Annotated in this window: 22 protein-coding genes; 8 read left to right on the forward strand and 14 right to left on the reverse strand. The window is 38.7% G+C overall.

Translation table 11 applies throughout. From position 1 onward, the window contains the following. On the reverse strand, positions 1-731 hold a 731-nt coding region (locus tag KJB35_RS04210), incomplete at its 3' end, for a hypothetical protein (RefSeq protein ID WP_285469252.1). 99 nt (positions 732-830) lie between these two features. Further along, a complete protein-coding gene (locus KJB35_RS04215) occupies positions 831-1,988 on the reverse strand; it encodes a flagellar hook-length control protein FliK (RefSeq protein ID WP_285469253.1) in 1,158 nt (385 codons plus the stop codon). 25 nt (positions 1,989-2,013) lie between these two features. Here KJB35_RS04215 and KJB35_RS04220 point away from each other — a divergent pair, with 25 nt between their 5' ends. Further along, entirely contained in the window at positions 2,014-2,454 is a 441-nt protein-coding gene (locus KJB35_RS04220) for a hypothetical protein (RefSeq protein WP_285469254.1), read from the forward strand. Here KJB35_RS04220 and KJB35_RS04225 read toward each other — a convergent pair. The 5 genes from KJB35_RS04225 to KJB35_RS04245 form a co-directional block, all read right to left on the reverse strand. Beyond that, positions 2,441-2,923 (reverse strand): hypothetical protein, encoded by a 483-nt coding sequence (locus KJB35_RS04225; RefSeq protein ID WP_285469255.1) that lies wholly within the window; start codon positions 2,921-2,923, stop codon positions 2,441-2,443. The two genes, KJB35_RS04220 and KJB35_RS04225, sit on opposite strands and share 14 nt — an antisense overlap. After that, on the reverse strand, positions 2,923-3,825 hold the full coding sequence (locus tag KJB35_RS04230; protein WP_285469256.1) for a hypothetical protein: 903 nt from the start codon (positions 3,823-3,825) through the stop codon (positions 2,923-2,925). The genes KJB35_RS04225 and KJB35_RS04230 overlap by 1 nt, the downstream gene beginning before the upstream one ends. Next, the gene (locus KJB35_RS04235; protein WP_285469258.1) at positions 3,809-4,204 is read right to left on the reverse strand and encodes a hypothetical protein; all 396 of its coding nucleotides are present in this window, start codon (positions 4,202-4,204) and stop codon (positions 3,809-3,811) included. Before KJB35_RS04235 ends, KJB35_RS04230 begins: the two co-directional genes overlap by 17 nt. Beyond that, a complete protein-coding gene (locus KJB35_RS04240) occupies positions 4,194-4,940 on the reverse strand; it encodes a hypothetical protein (RefSeq protein WP_285469259.1) in 747 nt (248 codons plus the stop codon). Before KJB35_RS04240 ends, KJB35_RS04235 begins: the two co-directional genes overlap by 11 nt. A 377-nt stretch (positions 4,941-5,317) precedes the next feature. Further along, positions 5,318-5,644 (reverse strand): hypothetical protein, encoded by a 327-nt coding sequence (locus KJB35_RS04245; RefSeq protein ID WP_285469260.1) that lies wholly within the window; start codon positions 5,642-5,644, stop codon positions 5,318-5,320. Positions 5,645-5,700: 56 nt separating this feature from the next. On the opposite strand from KJB35_RS04245, the gene KJB35_RS04250 reads away from it, so the two are divergent. The 4 genes from KJB35_RS04250 (at position 5,701) to KJB35_RS04265 (ending at position 8,205) form a co-directional block, all read left to right on the forward strand. Beyond that, positions 5,701-6,495: a thioredoxin fold domain-containing protein gene (locus KJB35_RS04250; RefSeq protein WP_285469261.1), complete on the forward strand. Its 795-nt coding sequence runs from the start codon at positions 5,701-5,703 to the stop codon at positions 6,493-6,495. A gap of 185 nt (positions 6,496-6,680) precedes the next feature. Then, entirely contained in the window at positions 6,681-7,259 is a 579-nt protein-coding gene (locus KJB35_RS04255) for a MotA/TolQ/ExbB proton channel family protein (RefSeq protein WP_285469262.1), read from the forward strand. Next, positions 7,256-7,696, forward strand: a complete 441-nt coding sequence (locus tag KJB35_RS04260; RefSeq protein WP_285469263.1) for a biopolymer transporter ExbD — start codon at positions 7,256-7,258, stop codon at positions 7,694-7,696. The genes KJB35_RS04255 and KJB35_RS04260 overlap by 4 nt, the downstream gene beginning before the upstream one ends. Further along, positions 7,693-8,205 (forward strand): metal-dependent hydrolase, encoded by a 513-nt coding sequence (locus KJB35_RS04265; RefSeq protein WP_285469264.1) that lies wholly within the window; start codon positions 7,693-7,695, stop codon positions 8,203-8,205. Before KJB35_RS04260 ends, KJB35_RS04265 begins: the two co-directional genes overlap by 4 nt. A gap of 68 nt (positions 8,206-8,273) precedes the next feature. On the opposite strand, the gene KJB35_RS04270 is transcribed toward KJB35_RS04265, so the two are convergent. Both KJB35_RS04270 and KJB35_RS04275 read right to left on the reverse strand, forming a co-directional pair. Then, complete coding sequence (locus tag KJB35_RS04270) at positions 8,274-8,660, reverse strand: hypothetical protein (RefSeq protein ID WP_285469265.1); 387 nt, start codon at positions 8,658-8,660, stop codon at positions 8,274-8,276. A gap of 79 nt (positions 8,661-8,739) precedes the next feature. Further along, positions 8,740-9,135 carry a hypothetical protein gene (locus KJB35_RS04275; RefSeq protein ID WP_285469266.1) on the reverse strand — a complete coding sequence of 132 codons (396 nt, stop codon included), beginning with the start codon at positions 9,133-9,135 and terminating at the stop codon, positions 8,740-8,742. A gap of 89 nt (positions 9,136-9,224) precedes the next feature. Here KJB35_RS04275 and KJB35_RS04280 point away from each other — a divergent pair, with 89 nt between their 5' ends. Continuing rightward, entirely contained in the window at positions 9,225-9,923 is a 699-nt protein-coding gene (locus KJB35_RS04280; RefSeq protein ID WP_285469267.1) for a hypothetical protein, read from the forward strand. Then, entirely contained in the window at positions 9,904-10,734 is an 831-nt protein-coding gene (locus KJB35_RS04285; RefSeq protein WP_285469268.1) for a Dam family site-specific DNA-(adenine-N6)-methyltransferase, read from the forward strand. Before KJB35_RS04280 ends, KJB35_RS04285 begins: the two co-directional genes overlap by 20 nt. Positions 10,735-10,823: 89 nt before the next feature. Here the strand turns inward: KJB35_RS04285 and KJB35_RS04290 are convergent, their stop codons facing one another. The 5 genes from KJB35_RS04290 to KJB35_RS04310 form a co-directional block, all read right to left on the reverse strand. Next, complete coding sequence (locus tag KJB35_RS04290) at positions 10,824-11,555, reverse strand: hypothetical protein (RefSeq protein WP_285469269.1); 732 nt, start codon at positions 11,553-11,555, stop codon at positions 10,824-10,826. A 46-nt stretch (positions 11,556-11,601) separates the two neighbouring features. Next, a complete protein-coding gene (locus KJB35_RS04295) occupies positions 11,602-12,480 on the reverse strand; it encodes a TonB C-terminal domain-containing protein (protein WP_285469270.1) in 879 nt (292 codons plus the stop codon). Positions 12,481-12,487: 7 nt separating this feature from the next. Further along, positions 12,488-13,756, reverse strand: coding sequence for a preprotein translocase subunit SecY (secY, locus tag KJB35_RS04300; protein ID WP_285469271.1), 1,269 nt, complete (start codon positions 13,754-13,756; stop codon positions 12,488-12,490). Between the two features lie 308 nt (positions 13,757-14,064). Then, on the reverse strand, positions 14,065-14,901 hold the full coding sequence (locus KJB35_RS04305; protein WP_285469272.1) for a hypothetical protein: 837 nt from the start codon (positions 14,899-14,901) through the stop codon (positions 14,065-14,067). Between the two features lie 37 nt (positions 14,902-14,938). Continuing rightward, positions 14,939-15,814 carry a hypothetical protein gene (locus KJB35_RS04310; protein ID WP_285469273.1) on the reverse strand — a complete coding sequence of 292 codons (876 nt, stop codon included), beginning with the start codon at positions 15,812-15,814 and terminating at the stop codon, positions 14,939-14,941. Positions 15,815-15,849: 35 nt separating this feature from the next. Here KJB35_RS04310 and KJB35_RS04315 point away from each other — a divergent pair, with 35 nt between their 5' ends. After that, positions 15,850-16,032 carry a hypothetical protein gene (locus tag KJB35_RS04315; RefSeq protein ID WP_285469274.1) on the forward strand — a complete coding sequence of 61 codons (183 nt, stop codon included), beginning with the start codon at positions 15,850-15,852 and terminating at the stop codon, positions 16,030-16,032. Positions 16,033-16,067 lie beyond the last annotated feature (35 nt).

Raw genomic sequence — 16,067 nt, forward strand, 5'->3', positions numbered from 1 at the left:
TTTTGAGCTGCACCTAAATCTGCACGTTGGCTTGTTAGGTGGTCTTGGTAACCTTGTAGTACGTCATGTACAGCAGTCTTCCACTGATCACCAGTAGCTTTTGTCGTAGCGTCGCCATCTCCATCCACGTCTGTAAGCTTAATTGCTACAACGCCTTTGTCGTCAATAATCTTGCCGCCAGCAGCGCCAACGTTAGCATTACCAGCAACAGAAATACCTACTTGGTTATCTGTTCCTTCACCAACAGCTACGCTTGCACTAAGGTTACCATCAAGAAGTTTTGTACCATTGTACTCAACGCTTTGAGTATTACGAAGCAGTTCTTTAGCTAGTTGGTCGAACTCTTTCTGAATCAACTCTACGTCTTTAGTTGAATTGGTTCCGTTCTCGGCTTGATAAGCTAACTCCTGCATACGAGCAGTAAGCTCTTGTTGTTGTTTTAGAGCCGCATCAGCTGTTTGGATAAGGCTAACACCGTTAGCAGCATTTTCCATGTACTGTGCAGTTTGAGTAGACGCTTTTTCTAGGCGAGTCGCAAGACCCATACCAGCAACGTCATCACCAGCTTTATTGATTCTTAGACCAGTAGTTAGGCGTTCTGATGCTGTGTTTACAGCTTTTTGAGAGTTAGCAATCTGCGTAGATGCATTGCTAGCGTTAAGGTTAGTATTAATTGAAAGCATTTTGTTCTTGTCTTGTAGTTTTAATTTATCTGTAACTACGTTCGACACGCACAAAACATTCCTTAAGTGTTTTTTAAAACAAATTACATTTAAGGTAAAAAAAGCAATTAACTCAGAAGTTTAAAAGGTCACCTAAGTGACCCTTTATCAAGATATAGAGATTGTAGAAGAATAAGACCGTTGATCTACATCTAGGTCTGAAACTTCAGCTTTCGCGTTTCCTTTGTTGCTGAATTTGTTACTAGTGTGCTTTTCTTGATGCTCTCTGTGTTTATCAGAACCATTACCAATGTTCACATCAACACCCTTACCTAAAGATTCAGATAGAGTAGAAGTTAAGGTCTCTCTATTTTGGTTTATGTATTGCTTAGCTTCGTCTGTTGAAGTGATTACATTTACTCGAACTTTATCTTGCTCACGTATAACTTCTACTTTCACTTCACCAAGATGAACTGGACGAAGAGTTAGTTTTAGCTCGTTGCTAGAAATCTTCTCTTGTTTAGTGTGAGAAATTTCCTGTGCAAAGTTGCGTAGTGAGTTTTCTATGCCAGATAAAGTTGTTTTCTCTGAACGTACTATCTGTCGAACTTCATTCGGTGTATCTGCATCGGTAGAGAGCTCTGTTACCATGACTTGTTGAGTTAGATTGCTTTGCTGAACCTCAACCTTTACAGATGGAGATTTTGTCGGTGAAGCGCTCTTGTCAAAAGGCTGGTTGATGTCCTTATCTTGAATTGACCATCTTGCATCTAAATCTTTTGTAAAATGCTCACCCTTTACATCGCGATCATTACTTGTTGCTACCAACCCATCTTTGACAAATTCTGACTGAGATGACTTATCCGATGTATTAGCTTTAATTCCCAAAACGTGCTTGATGAAATCAGTTGATTTTAAAAATAAATCATTTCCAGACTGATCTGATTTTGGCGTAAAAACGAACCCATTCTCTTCAAACCTACCTTCAACAGGCGATGATGCTTTTGTAGGCAACACTTTACCTGATAAGTTTGATACTATAGATTCTTGCTGAGCGATCAACTCAGACACCTTAGTTTCAGAGGCCAACAACACCGATCCAGAGTTAACCTGATGATTTCTATCTAAATCACCTTCAGGTGTTGATTCCTTTGGGTTTTGTAACACAACCTCTACATTCGCTCGTTCAATAGCGTTACCAAATTTAGCTTCAGCGTCCTTTCTTTTAGGGTCATTTTCCTTAAGTTTGTCTAAAGCAGTTTCAGTTTTTGTAGACTTGCCAGTGAACAGTTGTTCCATTGGACTTTGGTTAGGAATGTTGCGCATATTTACCTCAAAAGGAGTTATAAATTTGAAAAGTGTTTCTAAAAAAATAGAAAAACTAAATATTGCGGTCAAAGTCTTTGATGATCAGATCAAAGTGGAGAACAAGTTACTACAAAGTTCCAAAGACCAACTTAATACGATGAATGCACTACTAAAAGATATCATCGAGACTTTAAACAACTCCGGCATAATGCCGTCTGGCGTTGTATCTGGTGGCACACTTTCTAATCACAACAAATATAGAAAGATGCTCACATCAAACAAGGTAGTTTTAGAACAAAACATCTTTGCTATTGAGCTTCAAGTTAAAGGCCACAGCAAAAAATTGCGTGATTTGATAGCAAAAAAAACAGCTGCTGAGTCATTAATAAAAAAACTTCTCATTCAAAAGGAGAGGGCAGATGACAAAGCCCAACAACAAGTTGCAGAATTAATGCATACCGTAAAAAGCTTTAATCAAGACTGATGGTCGTTGTATAGCTACCTTTTTCTGAAAAAACGCTTACAACAACTGCCCGTTGGGCGATATTGTAATTGCCAGTGATCGTTACATCACCCTCCAATTCAGCAAATGCTTTTTTAAGCTCAGTGTTGTGCTCCAACAGAGATACAAAATCTTCGGTTTTGACACTTTGCGTAGTGGAAAGCTCAACTTCGACTAAATCACCATTCAATATTGAGGCATAAACCTCATCTAGCGTCATATGGTTGGACGAAGAGGGTAGTTTGATAGTAACAGAGCCTGAGTCTTTAAAGATGTAGATTGATTCGTTACAGAGCCCTTTACAGTCGTACGGCTCATAATGAACTTCTCGCGTCTCATCATCAACAGTTGCAACAAGCACACTTTCGTTTCCGTGAATGACGACTTGAGAAGCACTTAATGGCATTGAGGCCACAACGGCTGCAACCCCAACAAAAAGAGTAGAAAGCATTAATCCTCCGGAGACGTTTCTTTCAGTAAATGTTTGTATGTTTCAACAATACTCGGATCGCGTGGAACATCATATCGACCCAATTCAATTATGGTGAGTAGTTCGCCAACTCTATCGCCACTATATCCACCCTCTAGTGCTCTCTTTGCTAGAAATACAAATTCTCTAACTAACTCTGACGAATCACGCTCATTACGTTTCGATTCTTCAAGCTTTGTTAATGCCAAGTATGCCGAACCTTCAGGATCACCCATTCTTGACGCCTCTTCAATAAGGGCATTTGCTCCGCGAATATTGTATTGACCGCTGTTGCGATCCAACATTAATTTTGCCTGCATCATCTTAATTTCAGGCTTTTGCGGCAACATCTTAAGGAGGTCAATAGCCTTCTTGTTGTAATCTCGACCACCTTCTTGAATGTAAAAATCAACAAGGCTTCTTTTTGCAACATCATCCCCTTTGCGAGCCAAATACTCTAGGTAAGGAATTTTCTTCCTGATACTTTTCTCTGAAGAACTTAGGTGCTTTAGAACATTCCTTGCAAGTACTTCTGACTTCCCAGACTTAAAGAGCAACTCTCCGTACAACGCAGCCTTATTGTGATCCATCATTCCAGTGTTAGGAGTTGAGTAAATCTTGTAAAGCACTGTGAGAGCACGTTGCCTATCGTACTCATCAACGCCTGTTTCATTAATAATCTTTTCAGCACCGCCAACAGCACTATTAAAGTCGTTCTTAATGTAGTCTGCGTAGACGTCACCAATAGGATTTGTCTTTGTCAGAAAATAGGAAGGAATGGCTGCTAAAGCAATGGCAGCAGCCACTAAGTGAAACTTGTATTTTTCAAGAAACGAGGGATCTTCAAAATCTTCCCAAGCATCGATATTATTCTTTTCGCTCATCTGAGTTTTTACGTATTTCGTTTATTATCTGATTTTTTTTGTTATCTATCAAATTGATCTCAATGTTAAAAGCGACGTCTTCAACTAACTCCGAAAGTCTAGATATTTCTTCTTCAGAGGAGATTTCATACTTTGCACAGTAAAGAGTTAAAGCGTGGTTCATTGCGTCAGTGATGTATTGAGGAAACTCTGAGTAGCGTAGAGCATGGGCTGATTCCTCACCAACAAGCTTTATTAAGTCGGGGAGATATGCACGGGACGATAAAAACCTTTCTTCGAAACACTGACTATGCATTTCACTCTCAAGTTGAATATCTTTATTACATAGAGAGTCTTCTTTAGTGGCGTCAATAGAATCCATTGCTTTATCACTGTTCATTTAATTCACCTGTTACATAGAACGTGTTTAGATCATCTAAGAACTGTTGAGCATCACACGTCAGACTCACATTAGCTAAGTCGTGCATAAAACACTGTTTGTCTGTATTGACGACTACAATAAATGCTTTGTTCACAAGTGCTCTGTTATACATACTTTCAACAACAGGGCAGCGACCAGACGTACCAATAAACACAGCAATGTTAATCAGATCATTTACATAAGCACTCTCAAAATTGGCAACTACACGCTTTTTAGAGTCGTAATTTCCTTTAGGGAATGTATTCTCCAATCCATCAACTAACTGCTTGGGAGAGTTAATGCGCAACAATTGTCCTTGTGAAGGGTCAAATGCTTCAAAAGCATTACCATTTAACTCTAAAAGATTAAAACCTTCTGTACTCTCTAGATCAGACATCGTGTTAAGAACACTAGTTTTCAAAATGTAGTGAGTAGAGAAGTTTGGTATACCGAGCTTTTTGGTGTCTTCGTTCATTTCACGAAGCTTATGGAAAAATGGATGCATTTGAGCATCAGCCCCATTTTCGAGAAACCATTTCCAAAGAGTTTTCTTGTTTTTTGACTCAGAAACCAGATCTTGGTATTTCGAGTTCATTGAAAATGTTGGCATGTGGGCAACATCTAATCCAGTCCCATAAACAATAACGGAAGAATAGGCCGCATTGAGACGCTTACGTATTTCTTTAGCATCTGATGTTGATAATCTATCACTCATTGTTGATAACCTTCAGTAGCTTGATTTCTTGTTCTTTAGTCATCAAGTGCTTTCTTGACTTAAATGTGACTGTGAACACGTTAAATTTTAACCCAATAGACATCTCAAGGAGCATCTTCATGAAAACCCCAAAGTCTAAAGTGTTCTTGTTTACCATTAGTACAAGTTCATGCGCATAAAACGAGACACAAGATTTTGTTTTATACAAAGGCCATTGTTTTACCCTTGCAGTTGCTGACTCACAGAGCGCTTCATATTCGATATACAAAGCTTCATCAAATGCAAACTTTGCAGTCTGAAGTAAACAGAGTTGTGCCTCACCTAAATCTGATTTTCTAATACAATGAATTAACTTTGTCGCCAATTCTACAGAATGGTTATATAACTGAGTTGTGTTCAATTCCTGCGACCTCCTTAATCCCATGGTAAATTTTCATTTGTTTAGGCGATAACAGAACCTCACTGGACTTAGTAAAAAGACTATTTTTGAAGCCTTTAACGTGCATACGAAGGTCTGAAAATTCAGAAGGTTCATTATTAATCGCATCCCGAACATATTCTTCGCATATATCCAGTGAGTGTCCAGTTTTGCAAGCGACCACTGTAGCTGCTTGATAAATATATTCATTTTCTGTTGAATTGATAGCTTTCAATGCAAGGTCACAATTGCCAATTACGTCAGAAAGCTTGTGATAACTAGACATAAAAATGTTTTTAAAAATCCTGCAAATATCATACTGTTTCTTAAAACAATTCTTGCATGAAAATGAAACTTCTTACAATTGCAGCAATGATGATTCCAGTAGCATCAAATGCCGCAATATTACCATTAGACGAAACTCAAAAGAGTGAAATATCAACAAATCTTGTTAGCCATACATTGAGCGAAGAAGCTGCTAAAAATATTGAAGAAAGTAGTTTTTACAATGTGTTGGGAAAAGTCGAATCATTCAAAGACCTTTACGCTATTGAAAAAGACGGGGAGTTCATCTTTTCTAATAAGGCAGGTGACGTAATTATTGATGGTGAAGTATATGACCTCAAAAATGAAGTTAGCGTAACACAGCAGGCTAAACAACTGATTGCTAAGCCAATCTTGGCATCTATCGCCCCTGATGATGTTGTTGTGTTTGAGAGCAAATTAGAAGAAACAAAAGGAATCCTATATGTTTTCTCCGACCCAACTTGTCACTACTGTGTTAAGTTACACGGAGAGTTTGATGAGCTTAATAGGCAGGGATTTGAAATAAGAGTAGTCCCTTTTGTAAGAAGCCTTGAGCATAGATTGTCTGAAGATAAGACACTTAAGAACATCGAGATCATGGGGATCGCAGATAAGGTTACTCAACTTGCCGAATACAAAAAACTCATAAACTCAAAGTCTGTGGAAGTAGATAAATCTAACTTAACAGATGATGGCTTCAACAAAGTAAAAGATGGTTACGTGAAAGGACGTAAATTGGGTTTACGAGGAACTCCAATGATCATGAATGCAGAAGGTAAATCTATTGAAGGTTACTCAGATGCAAACAGAATTATAGACACTTTGTTCTAACACCCTGCAATCAAGGAGCGTTCAACACTTGGAACGCTCTATTAAATTTACTACCTTTCCCCATACCTATAGTGCTACAAATGTGAGGAAAAATGAGTCTTACGCACATATTTTTAGAATCATCCCTAGTTGTTCAAATTGTAATGCTTATACTCATGGGAATGTCTGTGTTCTCTTGGGGAGTAATGATTTGGAAATTCCGTATCGTTGCAATCGAAAAACTACGCTTAGACAAAGCAACTAACTTACTTCAATCAAACAAAAACCCACGTGACGCAATTAGCATGATGGATGACGGTTCCATCGGTTCACAACTTGGTACTTTTGTCAGTAAAGCAAATGGCTGTTATGTTGGGTGCAAGAATAAGTCGGAAGTTGAGGATGCGCAATTACGCGCTGAAGCAACTCTTGATTCAATGCTTTACACCTATAACAGTAACATTCGTAAAGGTTGCTCAACATTATCAATTATCGCCTCCACTGCCCCTTATATCGGCTTATTCGGAACAGTAATTGGCATTCTTGTGAGCTTTCAAGGACTAGCTGACGCTAAGGTCGTTACACTGCAAACGGTCGCCCCCGGAATTATTGAGGCTTTAGTAGCTACTGCTATTGGTCTCGTCGCTGCCATTCCAGCTGCTATCGGTGCTAGCACTCTTTCTATTACGTGCAACGGGATCGTAGGTGAACTAAACCACACCATGACCCGTGTCTTGGCTTCTTTGCACTCTTCACATAACAAGAAAATCATTGGTGGTGCATGAGAAGACAATTGTTTACTGTTGATGAGAAGGTAGAAATGAACATAGTGCCAATGATTGACGTTATGCTCGTTCTACTGATCATCTTTATGGCAACCACACCAACTATTACATCAAACATTCACATTGATGTACCTCAGGTATCTGTTGGTAAGTCAGATTCACCAGAATCAATGACCCCAAACACGGTTATAGTGTCTTTAGATAATAAAGCGAACTTATACCTGACCGTGCCAAGGCTTGGAATGATTGACGAAAAGAAAGAACCTTCAGATATTTCTTCATTCATAGCCGCAGTGTTAAGGGAAGAATCAGACACAAAAGTGTATTTAAGATCGGATGGAAAGCTTCCCTACCAAACAGTTGCTGATGCTATGAATTTACTGAAAAAAAGTGGCACTCAGTCCATCAATCTAGTGACCGTAGGTGAAGTAAAATGACAGGGAAAGGTCATACACAATGCGGATTTGCTTTCAGTGTGTTTCCGATAATGGTTAGTTATCAGAATGTTGGCGCAATACCAGCCGCTTTAGCTATGATTACATGCGTACTTGGGGCAACAGCTCCTGATTGGCTGGAAATACGCGTCACGAAGAATGGGGAGTCTAGAACGCTAATACCACATCGGACTATAACTCACATAATAGCTCTTTGGACACTTTTAGCCATTTATGCGTATTGTTCGGTTAAAGGGATAGATACGCCTTACTACGACCTACCACTCATAGAGCACGGGAGCGTGGCTGCGTCTTTATTCGGGTTCGCTTGTGGTGGATTAGTCCACCTTCTCGGTGATATACCGAACAAGCAAAAGATTCCAATATTCACCACTTACGATGGGATCGCGTTTAACCTCTGGAAAAGCGGTAAAAATGAAGGTCTTTTGGTGGCGTTGACCAGTTTCATTGCAATGGCATTAATGCTCTGGGAGTTAGAAATACTCTGGTAAACAAAAAAGGAACCGATCATTGGTTCCTTTTTTATTGTTAAGCAAAAAATTACAAAGGAGGTTAGTGATTAACTACCGCCGCTATTTTTAGTTTGCCAGATATTTTGATCTGCGCCGCTTGTGCCTTCAGCACTACCAAATAATGTTTCTTGAACAGTTTTACTAAATGCCATTGCCCCTAAACCAAGTGCAGCACCGATAAAGTAAAATGGAACGTTTTTCATTGGGTAATCGCGAGAGTTCTCATCACGGTTCATGAACGTCATAACTAACTGGTAAATACAGTACATACCAAAAAGAATTAGCGCTAGAGAGAAGAACTCAGTTAAATAACCAAGGTTTTCGTTAATAGTTTGAATAATGCCGCCGAAGCCTTTTTTATCAGCAGCCATTGCTGACATTGGTGAAAGTGCAAGAGCAACTGCACCAGCTTTTAACTTACTTAGAAATTTCATAGTAGTTTTTATTTAAGTTCTACAAAGTTATATTCATTCTTGCAAATAAAAATAGATAAATACAGTTCGGTTTAAGTTATTAACCTTGACCAAGATGTTTGCTTTTTAGTTCAAAAGTTCTATCGAGTTGAAATTTGTCAGCACTTCTAGAGCCTGAGCCAAAAAGTGTCTCTTGAACAAGTTCTGAAGTAGCTAAAGAGCCCATACCTAGTGCCGCTCCTACAAAATAGAAAGGGAGTTTCTTTTTGTTTTCTTCGGCGCGATGCCCGTCTTCATTAGAAGATAGAGTTGAGACAATTTGATAAATGCTATACATACCTACCAATATAAATACGACATGCATTAGGTTGCCCAAGTTTGCGACAATAGATATAAAACTAAAAAAAGGAGCTAAAATAGTTTCCTCTGGAGAAATTGCATAAGCAGACATAGGGGAAAGTAAGATAGATAAATATAAGTACTTATTAATTTTCATGTGGTCTTTTTAATAATGGAACAAAATCTGGCTTTAGATTTCAATATCGACTTTGTATTCTAACCTGATAACTTTATAATCAAATAAAAATGCGAAACAAACTTTCTTTGGCACTAGCTATAATGTGCCTTCCAATCACCTCGATAGCATCACCATTGTCAGACTATATTAGTGACAATAATATTGAAGCTGTTCGTGGATACATTAATAAGTTCCCACAAACAAATCTAATACAACTAAATAGCGATACTGAAATGAGCTATCTAGGTCAAGCTATAGAGCTCAAACATAAACGCATTGCCTTAATTCTAGCTCAACACAACAATTTTCAAAGAGAAAATGGAAAGTTGCTTGCTGTTATTACAGAAAGAGCAAATCTTCTAAAAAAGGTTGATGAACTCGAACTTCAAATTGCGAACAGTAAAAACACTGAGCCAAAGAAAGTAGCTGTAATGGAAGAACAAAAAGCAAGTTTGCTTGAGGCAATTGCATCGCTAGAATCTGAGATTGACGCTTCTCCTAGTGCAGACCACCTGAAGAGCACAAATCACAAAGAAAGCACAGGTGGCACTGATGCGAACGAAAACAACTCAAAAAGTAACGAAAGTCTCGATAAAACGTTCAATTTGATTGAAAGTGGTATTATTACTCGAATTGCGGAGTTAGAATCACAACTTTCCAGTATTAAGATGATGTTAGATGCCAATGATAAGCTCGCTAAGCAAATTTTTGAAAATGCAAAGAGTAATCAGAAGCCAATTTTGACTTATGAATCAACCGAAGATTAAAACTTACTTCAGATGGGCTGGTGGTAAACAAGATTTAGCACCAAAAATTACGGATGTATTGCTATCAGCCCCGTCTTGCAATCAGTATCACGAACCTTTCTGCGGCGCAGGAACCATCTTCTTCAATCTTGACCCTAAGTGCTTAAGTCATCTAAGCGACATTAACCCAGAATTAGTTTCTGCGATGATTGCTGTACGTGACCATCCGCATGAGTTACTTGCTGAACTTGATGCTTTAGACTCACTTAAGGACAAGGAGGGTTTTTATGAAGTTAGGGGATGGGATAGGTTAGATTCTTTCCACTCTCTACCTCTTATAAAGCGTGCTGCAAGGTTCATCTTCTTGCAAAAGCTCGGCTTTAACGGATTGTGGCGAGTTAACAAAAAAGGTGAGTACAACACCAGTTATGGAAAAAATCCTCACAAAGACCTTTATGATGAAGGAATAATTTTAGATTGCTCTAATATACTCAAGTGCACAAGTATAAAAAATCAAGGTTTTGTTGAATCAATTAAGTCAGTTAAAAAAGGTGACTTGGTTTACTTAGATCCTCCATATGTACCAGTAACCGCATCTAAATTTGACTACTCTATTGACGGCTTTCCAATGAGTTATCAAGAAAAGCTCGCTGAATTGTGTGATCACATTAATGAAATAGGAGCGTATTTCGTACTTTCAAACTCATACTGCACCCAGACAAAGAGACTCTATGAAAGACATCGACAAAGACGCATTTTGACAAGACGTAACATAGCTAGAAGCACTGAAAGCAGAAAAAGAGTTTATGAATTACTAGTCTCAAACTTTTAAACTCTGTACCTTACTCAATCCCAGAATCAAAATAAGAGAAGGCGTCAGTGTTGCCACATGACGCCTTCTTTTAAATTCAATTTAAGGCTTTAGATATCTAGCAATTCCCTAAGCCGTACCTCTAGAGAGCCTCCAGACAGCTCCTTAAGGTCGCCCAAGTCTAACTCAGAAGGTTTTTCATTAGACATACAGTAAACACGCTTAAGGTGCTTATGGTCTAACTCAAAAATAACCTCTCGCTTGTACATTGAGCCAACACCCTCAACATCGAATCGTTCAGTCTTCGCCATTACGTCAGCGATAGGATATTGATTACCAGTTTTAATACGGCGACCAACACCTGATTCATTTAACATGACAGTACAGTATGTTGCAGGCTCAGGCTTCGTCGTTGAAATAGCATAAACTCGCTTTCCATCCTTATAATGGACTCTATTTTCTCGTGGAAGCAAAGTTACTTCGTCTTTGAAAACTAACATTGAGTTAGTTGGAATGTTTTTAAGGTAGTATGAATCCGACTCAGAGACAGAGATCTCTTTCTTCTTAGTGCTCGTTGAAAGTTTTTCGAAATCTACAACAGCTGACGAAAGATTGTCTTCTTTAGCAACCTTTGCCTTTGGCTTCTCAAGGTTATTTTCCATTGATGCAGGCTTAGTAGTCGACTCATCTAGGTCACCGAGAATGGCAGCGAAGGCACTGTCTACGTCTGTTTGGCTATTACTATTATCAGAAGCTAGTTCGTCAAAAATATCTGCATTAGCAAGCGGAGCAAAGGCCAGTGCCAACAGAGAAAACAAATGACTGTATTTTAGTCTAGACATTTTCTCTATAGTTTAATCAAAATTTCAATTCCTTTACAACAAGGATTTATTTGATATAAACACCATTAGAATTGTCAATGAAATTAACGATTTCTGTGTTTTTAAAAACCGTCTCATTCACACGTGGCAAGAAGGCAGTCTTTTCTATCGCTGTGACAATTGACTTTTTATACAGATCATCACAAGGCTTGTGGATCTTAAAAGATTGAATCACCCCTGTGGGTGTAACTGACAGCTCGACTTTGCAATTTACGCTTTTTCGCATGAATGGGAGCGTCCAATTTTTAATCAAGTTGTCGTGAATAGTCCTCTCATAAACGCCGCGTGCTTTAGCAAGTTGTGCTCGTTCTAATTCACGATTATTCTCTTGAACTTCTTGAAGTAATTTAGTGTTATCTCGACGCATAGCCTCTAGCCGAGCAGCTTTATCTTGAGCCTCCCTTTGATCTGCAACGATCTCTTTTTGTTCATCTCTCGCTTTCTGCTGCTCAGCCTCCAACTTTTTTGCCAGATCTTTAGCCTCTTTATCCTTTTGCTTTCGAACCTTCTCTAACTCTTTTGAGGTCTCTTTGTATCGACTCTCAACAGTAGATAATTGAGATTTGGCTTCTTTTACTCGCCTTTTAAATTCCGCTTCTTTGGCTTGAAGTTGACGTACATTTCTCTCTGCTAACTTCTCCTTCGAGGCGTTATCAGCTAATAACTTCTTGTAGGCATCCACTTGTTCAGCAATTTTTTGCTCACTTACCATTTGAGACTCCACCCTGTACGTTTCGATGTAGTCTTCTTGAGCAATCAGATTTGTTGATGTTTGCGGCGAATTCCCTGATTCGAATAATGAAGCAAGGGTAAGCCCTACCAGCAGTGCAATATGACCGCCAAAAGCGACGGTCAGAGCTTGTCTAAATGTTATTTTCCTTTTCATTAATACCTCAAGAGAGAAGCTTATTCTCTAAGTCTTTATATGCATTAGTTTCGAGCATCCCATAAATGTTCTTTTTCATATCAGAACTAGCTGACACCAAGATAAGAATCGAAGTACCACCGAGGTACAATGGGATCGTCATATAGTAATTGATGAACTCAGGGATAGAGCAAAGCACAACCAAGTAAACACAAGCAATTAGAGAAAGAGAGTAGATAACTTTCTTCAAGTAACGCTCAGTATCCTTACCCGGCCTCATTGTCGGGATAATCGCACCCTGCCTCATTAACCCTTCTGACATTTTATCAGGATTGTGAACAACGCGTGCCATACCAAGACCAAACACAAAGACCAATGTTGCATAGAAGATTGCATAGCCAATTGAGCCGTGTGAAACAAAGTTTCTCACCCAGATAAGGAAGTCTGGTGCGTTATTTCCTAACATTTGTATCATTGACACTGGCATTGATAGACAAATCGCTGCAAAAATCGGTGGCATTATGCCAACAGGGTTTGCTTTGATTGTTAAATAGCTTTTTCTAGATCCAACTAAGCGGTCTGGCTTCTGGACTGGAATGCGACGTTCTGTATTTTCAAATAAGATAACAACGACAAAACTAAACAAAACAAACGCAATTAGGCTTAGAATGGAAAGCATGTTAAGACTTCCATTTTCTGCCATTGTCGCAATGGTTATGATGTTTTGTGGCATTGAAGATAAAATACCGAACACAATAACTAAGCTTGTACCTGAACCAAACCCTATGAATGTCATAACATTAGCAATCCAAACGACACTAAATGTACCAGCCATCAGAGACAAAATAGTTGTAACGTAAAACGCAAATCCATTTATAGTCGCAACTGGCTGACCGTTCACTGATTGTGATTGCAAGACAGTAGCTATCGTAATCCCCTGCATGAAGACAATTGCAACTGTAAGGTATCGCTTCATCATTTCAAGCTTTAGTCTACCATCTTCACGCTTAGCCATTTCCTTTACATCGGGATGAAACAGCTGAAACATGAACATTACGATACTAGCTGAAATATATGGCATTATGCCTAGTGTAAACACCGACATTCTGGACAAAGCACCACCATTCATGATGTTGTACATTCCAAGTAAGCCATTCGCATTGTTGTTGAATATCTCCGAAAACACCTCTTTGTTAACAAAGGGGATAGGTGTGTGAGAACCTACGCGGTAAAGCAGTAGGAACCCACAAAGCATAAAGATACTTTTTAGCAAAGTATTGCTTCTTATGAAACGCATTGTGTTACCTGTTGATTAGAATTGAAATTAATAGAAAGGCAATGACCAAAGAACCCATCAAAATACTTTTAGGGTTAAAAATCATTAAGTGCTTTGGACTCTTATCGATACTATTTTGCTCTTCAACCTCTTCATAGGAGACAAACTCCATAAGGATGAAGATTAAAACGGCGACAAAGATCCAGTATGCATAAACTGAAATCACGATGTACTCCTTCAAACAATATATTGATTGGGAAAGAGTAGGATTTTTGAAAAGGCTTTTGAATGGAGAAAAAGGGGTTTTCACCCCTTTTTTTTGTTAACTACTATAGGTCAAAGATGTCGAGTACTCCCTCAGAAGTATCGACAGGATGTGATTCTGGGGCTTTAGCCCATTTGCTATTTGCGTGCTTTTTAGGGAGCTCTATAGGGTTTATGCTAGGGTCGCCGTTATGCTCAATTAGCTTATTGAATACGCTTAGTAGATCTGAAGCTCGCTCGTAATCCAAACCCTTCAACGCCCTCTGAATAGCAGCATTCACCATTGGATCTGTCATTGATACAGAAAAATCAAACAGAACCTGAGCCAACTCACCACTAGGTCGCTCTTTCAAAGGGGGTTCTATAACCTCAACTACATCGCCCTTATCAGGGTCTCGATAAGTTCTTAAAATATCTTGATTTCTACTTGTATGAGGATAAGAAACGGTCTTTTTATCAATCTTTTCTTCTAAAGCAGCTATATTCTTTCGAGAAATACCACTAGCAAACAATGTGCGACCGTCATTATCTTCATTAACGAAGTAGAAAGTTGAGCGCATTGCCTTCTCAAACATATCAAAATATAGACAGTAACCAAACGCCTCAGCGGATAGTCCGAGACCAAGAGATCTTTGTATGGTGTTATGAAGCTTAACTGATTGAGTATTGCGGTAAAACTCTGAAAAATTTGGAGAATATAATACGAGCTCTATCGCTATAATCTTGACTTTACTGAACTCACTTTTCTTATATTTTCTAATAACTTCTTTCTTTCGGCTATTAAAATTACAGCTAAACAGTTTGTTGTTACTAGGAAGGCCAAAAGTATCGAAAATTTGAGAGACGGCACTACGAGGGTATCTCATCAATCCGTTGCCGTCTGTCAATGTAACTTTTAACATACTGACTTTCTCATAAAAATGACTATAAATATTAAGTCTATTCTACATGAAGTTCAGATTTAAGCCAGTTTAATAGAGGGTAGGGTGATGATTCCCCTTGCATGTTAGAAAAGCCTTCTGGTGTATTCACGTACCCATTCCACTGATGAACGTCCAAATCATGTTCAAGAACAACTAAGTTGTTGTTATGTGCACACTTGTACCTCAGCTCTGAACCTGAAGCGCTCTTGGAAATTATTGGCGACTTATTACACTTTAATAGACTAACAAGTTGCTCTTTAGTCTCGTACCCTGAATGCCTACCTCTAAAGTCAAAATCTTGCTTGTGTTCAACGGGGAATTTTGGAGACTTAACGTTAACACTGTAGATCATTTCCATGTTTTGGGGAGAGCAATCTTCATCAATGTAAATCCCTCCTTGACTGAGAACAACGGCATCCATTTTATTGATGCACGCAAACCGGAATGCTTCAGCAGCACCTAAGTCAAATCCAATCGATATCTCGCGCCTTGGCTTCTCAATTTTCTGATATATTTTAGCCATATAACGAAGAGAATTTCTTTCTCTTGGTGAATCTTCCCAGTATCCATCAGTTACAGCCCCCATAAAAACAGCCGCTCGCTTATCGGTGGCCTTGTTGTTCTCCATTAGACCCGTTAAGTTCATGAACTCTGGCAGAGTCTGCTTTTCGCCATTCCAGAGATAAAAATAATCTGGATTAGAAGCAAAAGTCTCGAACCCCTTGCGGTAGTAGAAAACATATTGGAAGTAATCACTCTGACTCCCAACTTTCCTTTGAATCATTCTTTCCGATTTAAAATCTTTATCCAAGTATCCTTCCGCCACTGCACTTCCAAATGGCAAAGAAGATAAAATTGAAAAGACCAATGCGACTTTGTACTTTCTAAGCATCTTTTTTTAGTTAAATAATAAATATCGAGGAATTCATGATCAAACCAGATATCCATTTTTTAAAGAGTCAATTCAACAAACTACTATGGCCTGATGCGACATTTGTAACTCAGACAGGGGCTTGGTGTGCTTTTATCATCATGGTTCTTGGAACTTCTCTGGTTTACCTATTCGACCCAATTGCAATAAAGCTAGTCATGTTTCTCTCTGGTTCGTAAGGCAAATTTTTAATCAATATCCTTTTTTTGTAAAC

The sequence above is a fragment of the Vibrio sp. D431a genome (assembly GCF_030248655.1).
GTDB lineage: Bacteria > Pseudomonadota > Gammaproteobacteria > Enterobacterales > Vibrionaceae > Vibrio > Vibrio alginolyticus.

Coding starts and splice junctions, on each gene's coding strand:
- KJB35_RS04270 (WP_285469265.1), bottom strand. CDS start 8,660: ATGAAATTTCTAAGTAAGTTAAAAGCTGGTGCAGTTGCTCTTGCACTT.
- KJB35_RS04225 (WP_285469255.1), bottom strand. CDS start 2,923: ATGCTTTCTACTCTTTTTGTTGGGGTTGCAGCCGTTGTGGCCTCAATG.
- secY (WP_285469271.1), bottom strand. CDS start 13,756: ATGCGTTTCATAAGAAGCAATACTTTGCTAAAAAGTATCTTTATGCTT.
- KJB35_RS04280 (WP_285469267.1), top strand. CDS start 9,225: ATGCGAAACAAACTTTCTTTGGCACTAGCTATAATGTGCCTTCCAATC.
- KJB35_RS04230 (WP_285469256.1), bottom strand. CDS start 3,825: ATGAGCGAAAAGAATAATATCGATGCTTGGGAAGATTTTGAAGATCCC.
- KJB35_RS04295 (WP_285469270.1), bottom strand. CDS start 12,480: ATGAAAAGGAAAATAACATTTAGACAAGCTCTGACCGTCGCTTTTGGC.
- KJB35_RS04310 (WP_285469273.1), bottom strand. CDS start 15,814: ATGCTTAGAAAGTACAAAGTCGCATTGGTCTTTTCAATTTTATCTTCT.
- KJB35_RS04215 (WP_285469253.1), bottom strand. CDS start 1,988: ATGCGCAACATTCCTAACCAAAGTCCAATGGAACAACTGTTCACTGGC.
- KJB35_RS04290 (WP_285469269.1), bottom strand. CDS start 11,555: ATGTCTAGACTAAAATACAGTCATTTGTTTTCTCTGTTGGCACTGGCC.
- KJB35_RS04250 (WP_285469261.1), top strand. CDS start 5,701: ATGAAAATGAAACTTCTTACAATTGCAGCAATGATGATTCCAGTAGCA.
- KJB35_RS04285 (WP_285469268.1), top strand. CDS start 9,904: ATGAATCAACCGAAGATTAAAACTTACTTCAGATGGGCTGGTGGTAAA.
- KJB35_RS04255 (WP_285469262.1), top strand. CDS start 6,681: ATGATTTGGAAATTCCGTATCGTTGCAATCGAAAAACTACGCTTAGAC.
- KJB35_RS04315 (WP_285469274.1), top strand. CDS start 15,850: ATGATCAAACCAGATATCCATTTTTTAAAGAGTCAATTCAACAAACTA.
- KJB35_RS04275 (WP_285469266.1), bottom strand. CDS start 9,135: ATGAAAATTAATAAGTACTTATATTTATCTATCTTACTTTCCCCTATG.
- KJB35_RS04245 (WP_285469260.1), bottom strand. CDS start 5,644: ATGTCTAGTTATCACAAGCTTTCTGACGTAATTGGCAATTGTGACCTT.
- KJB35_RS04235 (WP_285469258.1), bottom strand. CDS start 4,204: ATGAACAGTGATAAAGCAATGGATTCTATTGACGCCACTAAAGAAGAC.
- KJB35_RS04305 (WP_285469272.1), bottom strand. CDS start 14,901: ATGTTAAAAGTTACATTGACAGACGGCAACGGATTGATGAGATACCCT.
- KJB35_RS04260 (WP_285469263.1), top strand. CDS start 7,256: ATGAGAAGACAATTGTTTACTGTTGATGAGAAGGTAGAAATGAACATA.
- KJB35_RS04265 (WP_285469264.1), top strand. CDS start 7,693: ATGACAGGGAAAGGTCATACACAATGCGGATTTGCTTTCAGTGTGTTT.
- KJB35_RS04240 (WP_285469259.1), bottom strand. CDS start 4,940: ATGAGTGATAGATTATCAACATCAGATGCTAAAGAAATACGTAAGCGT.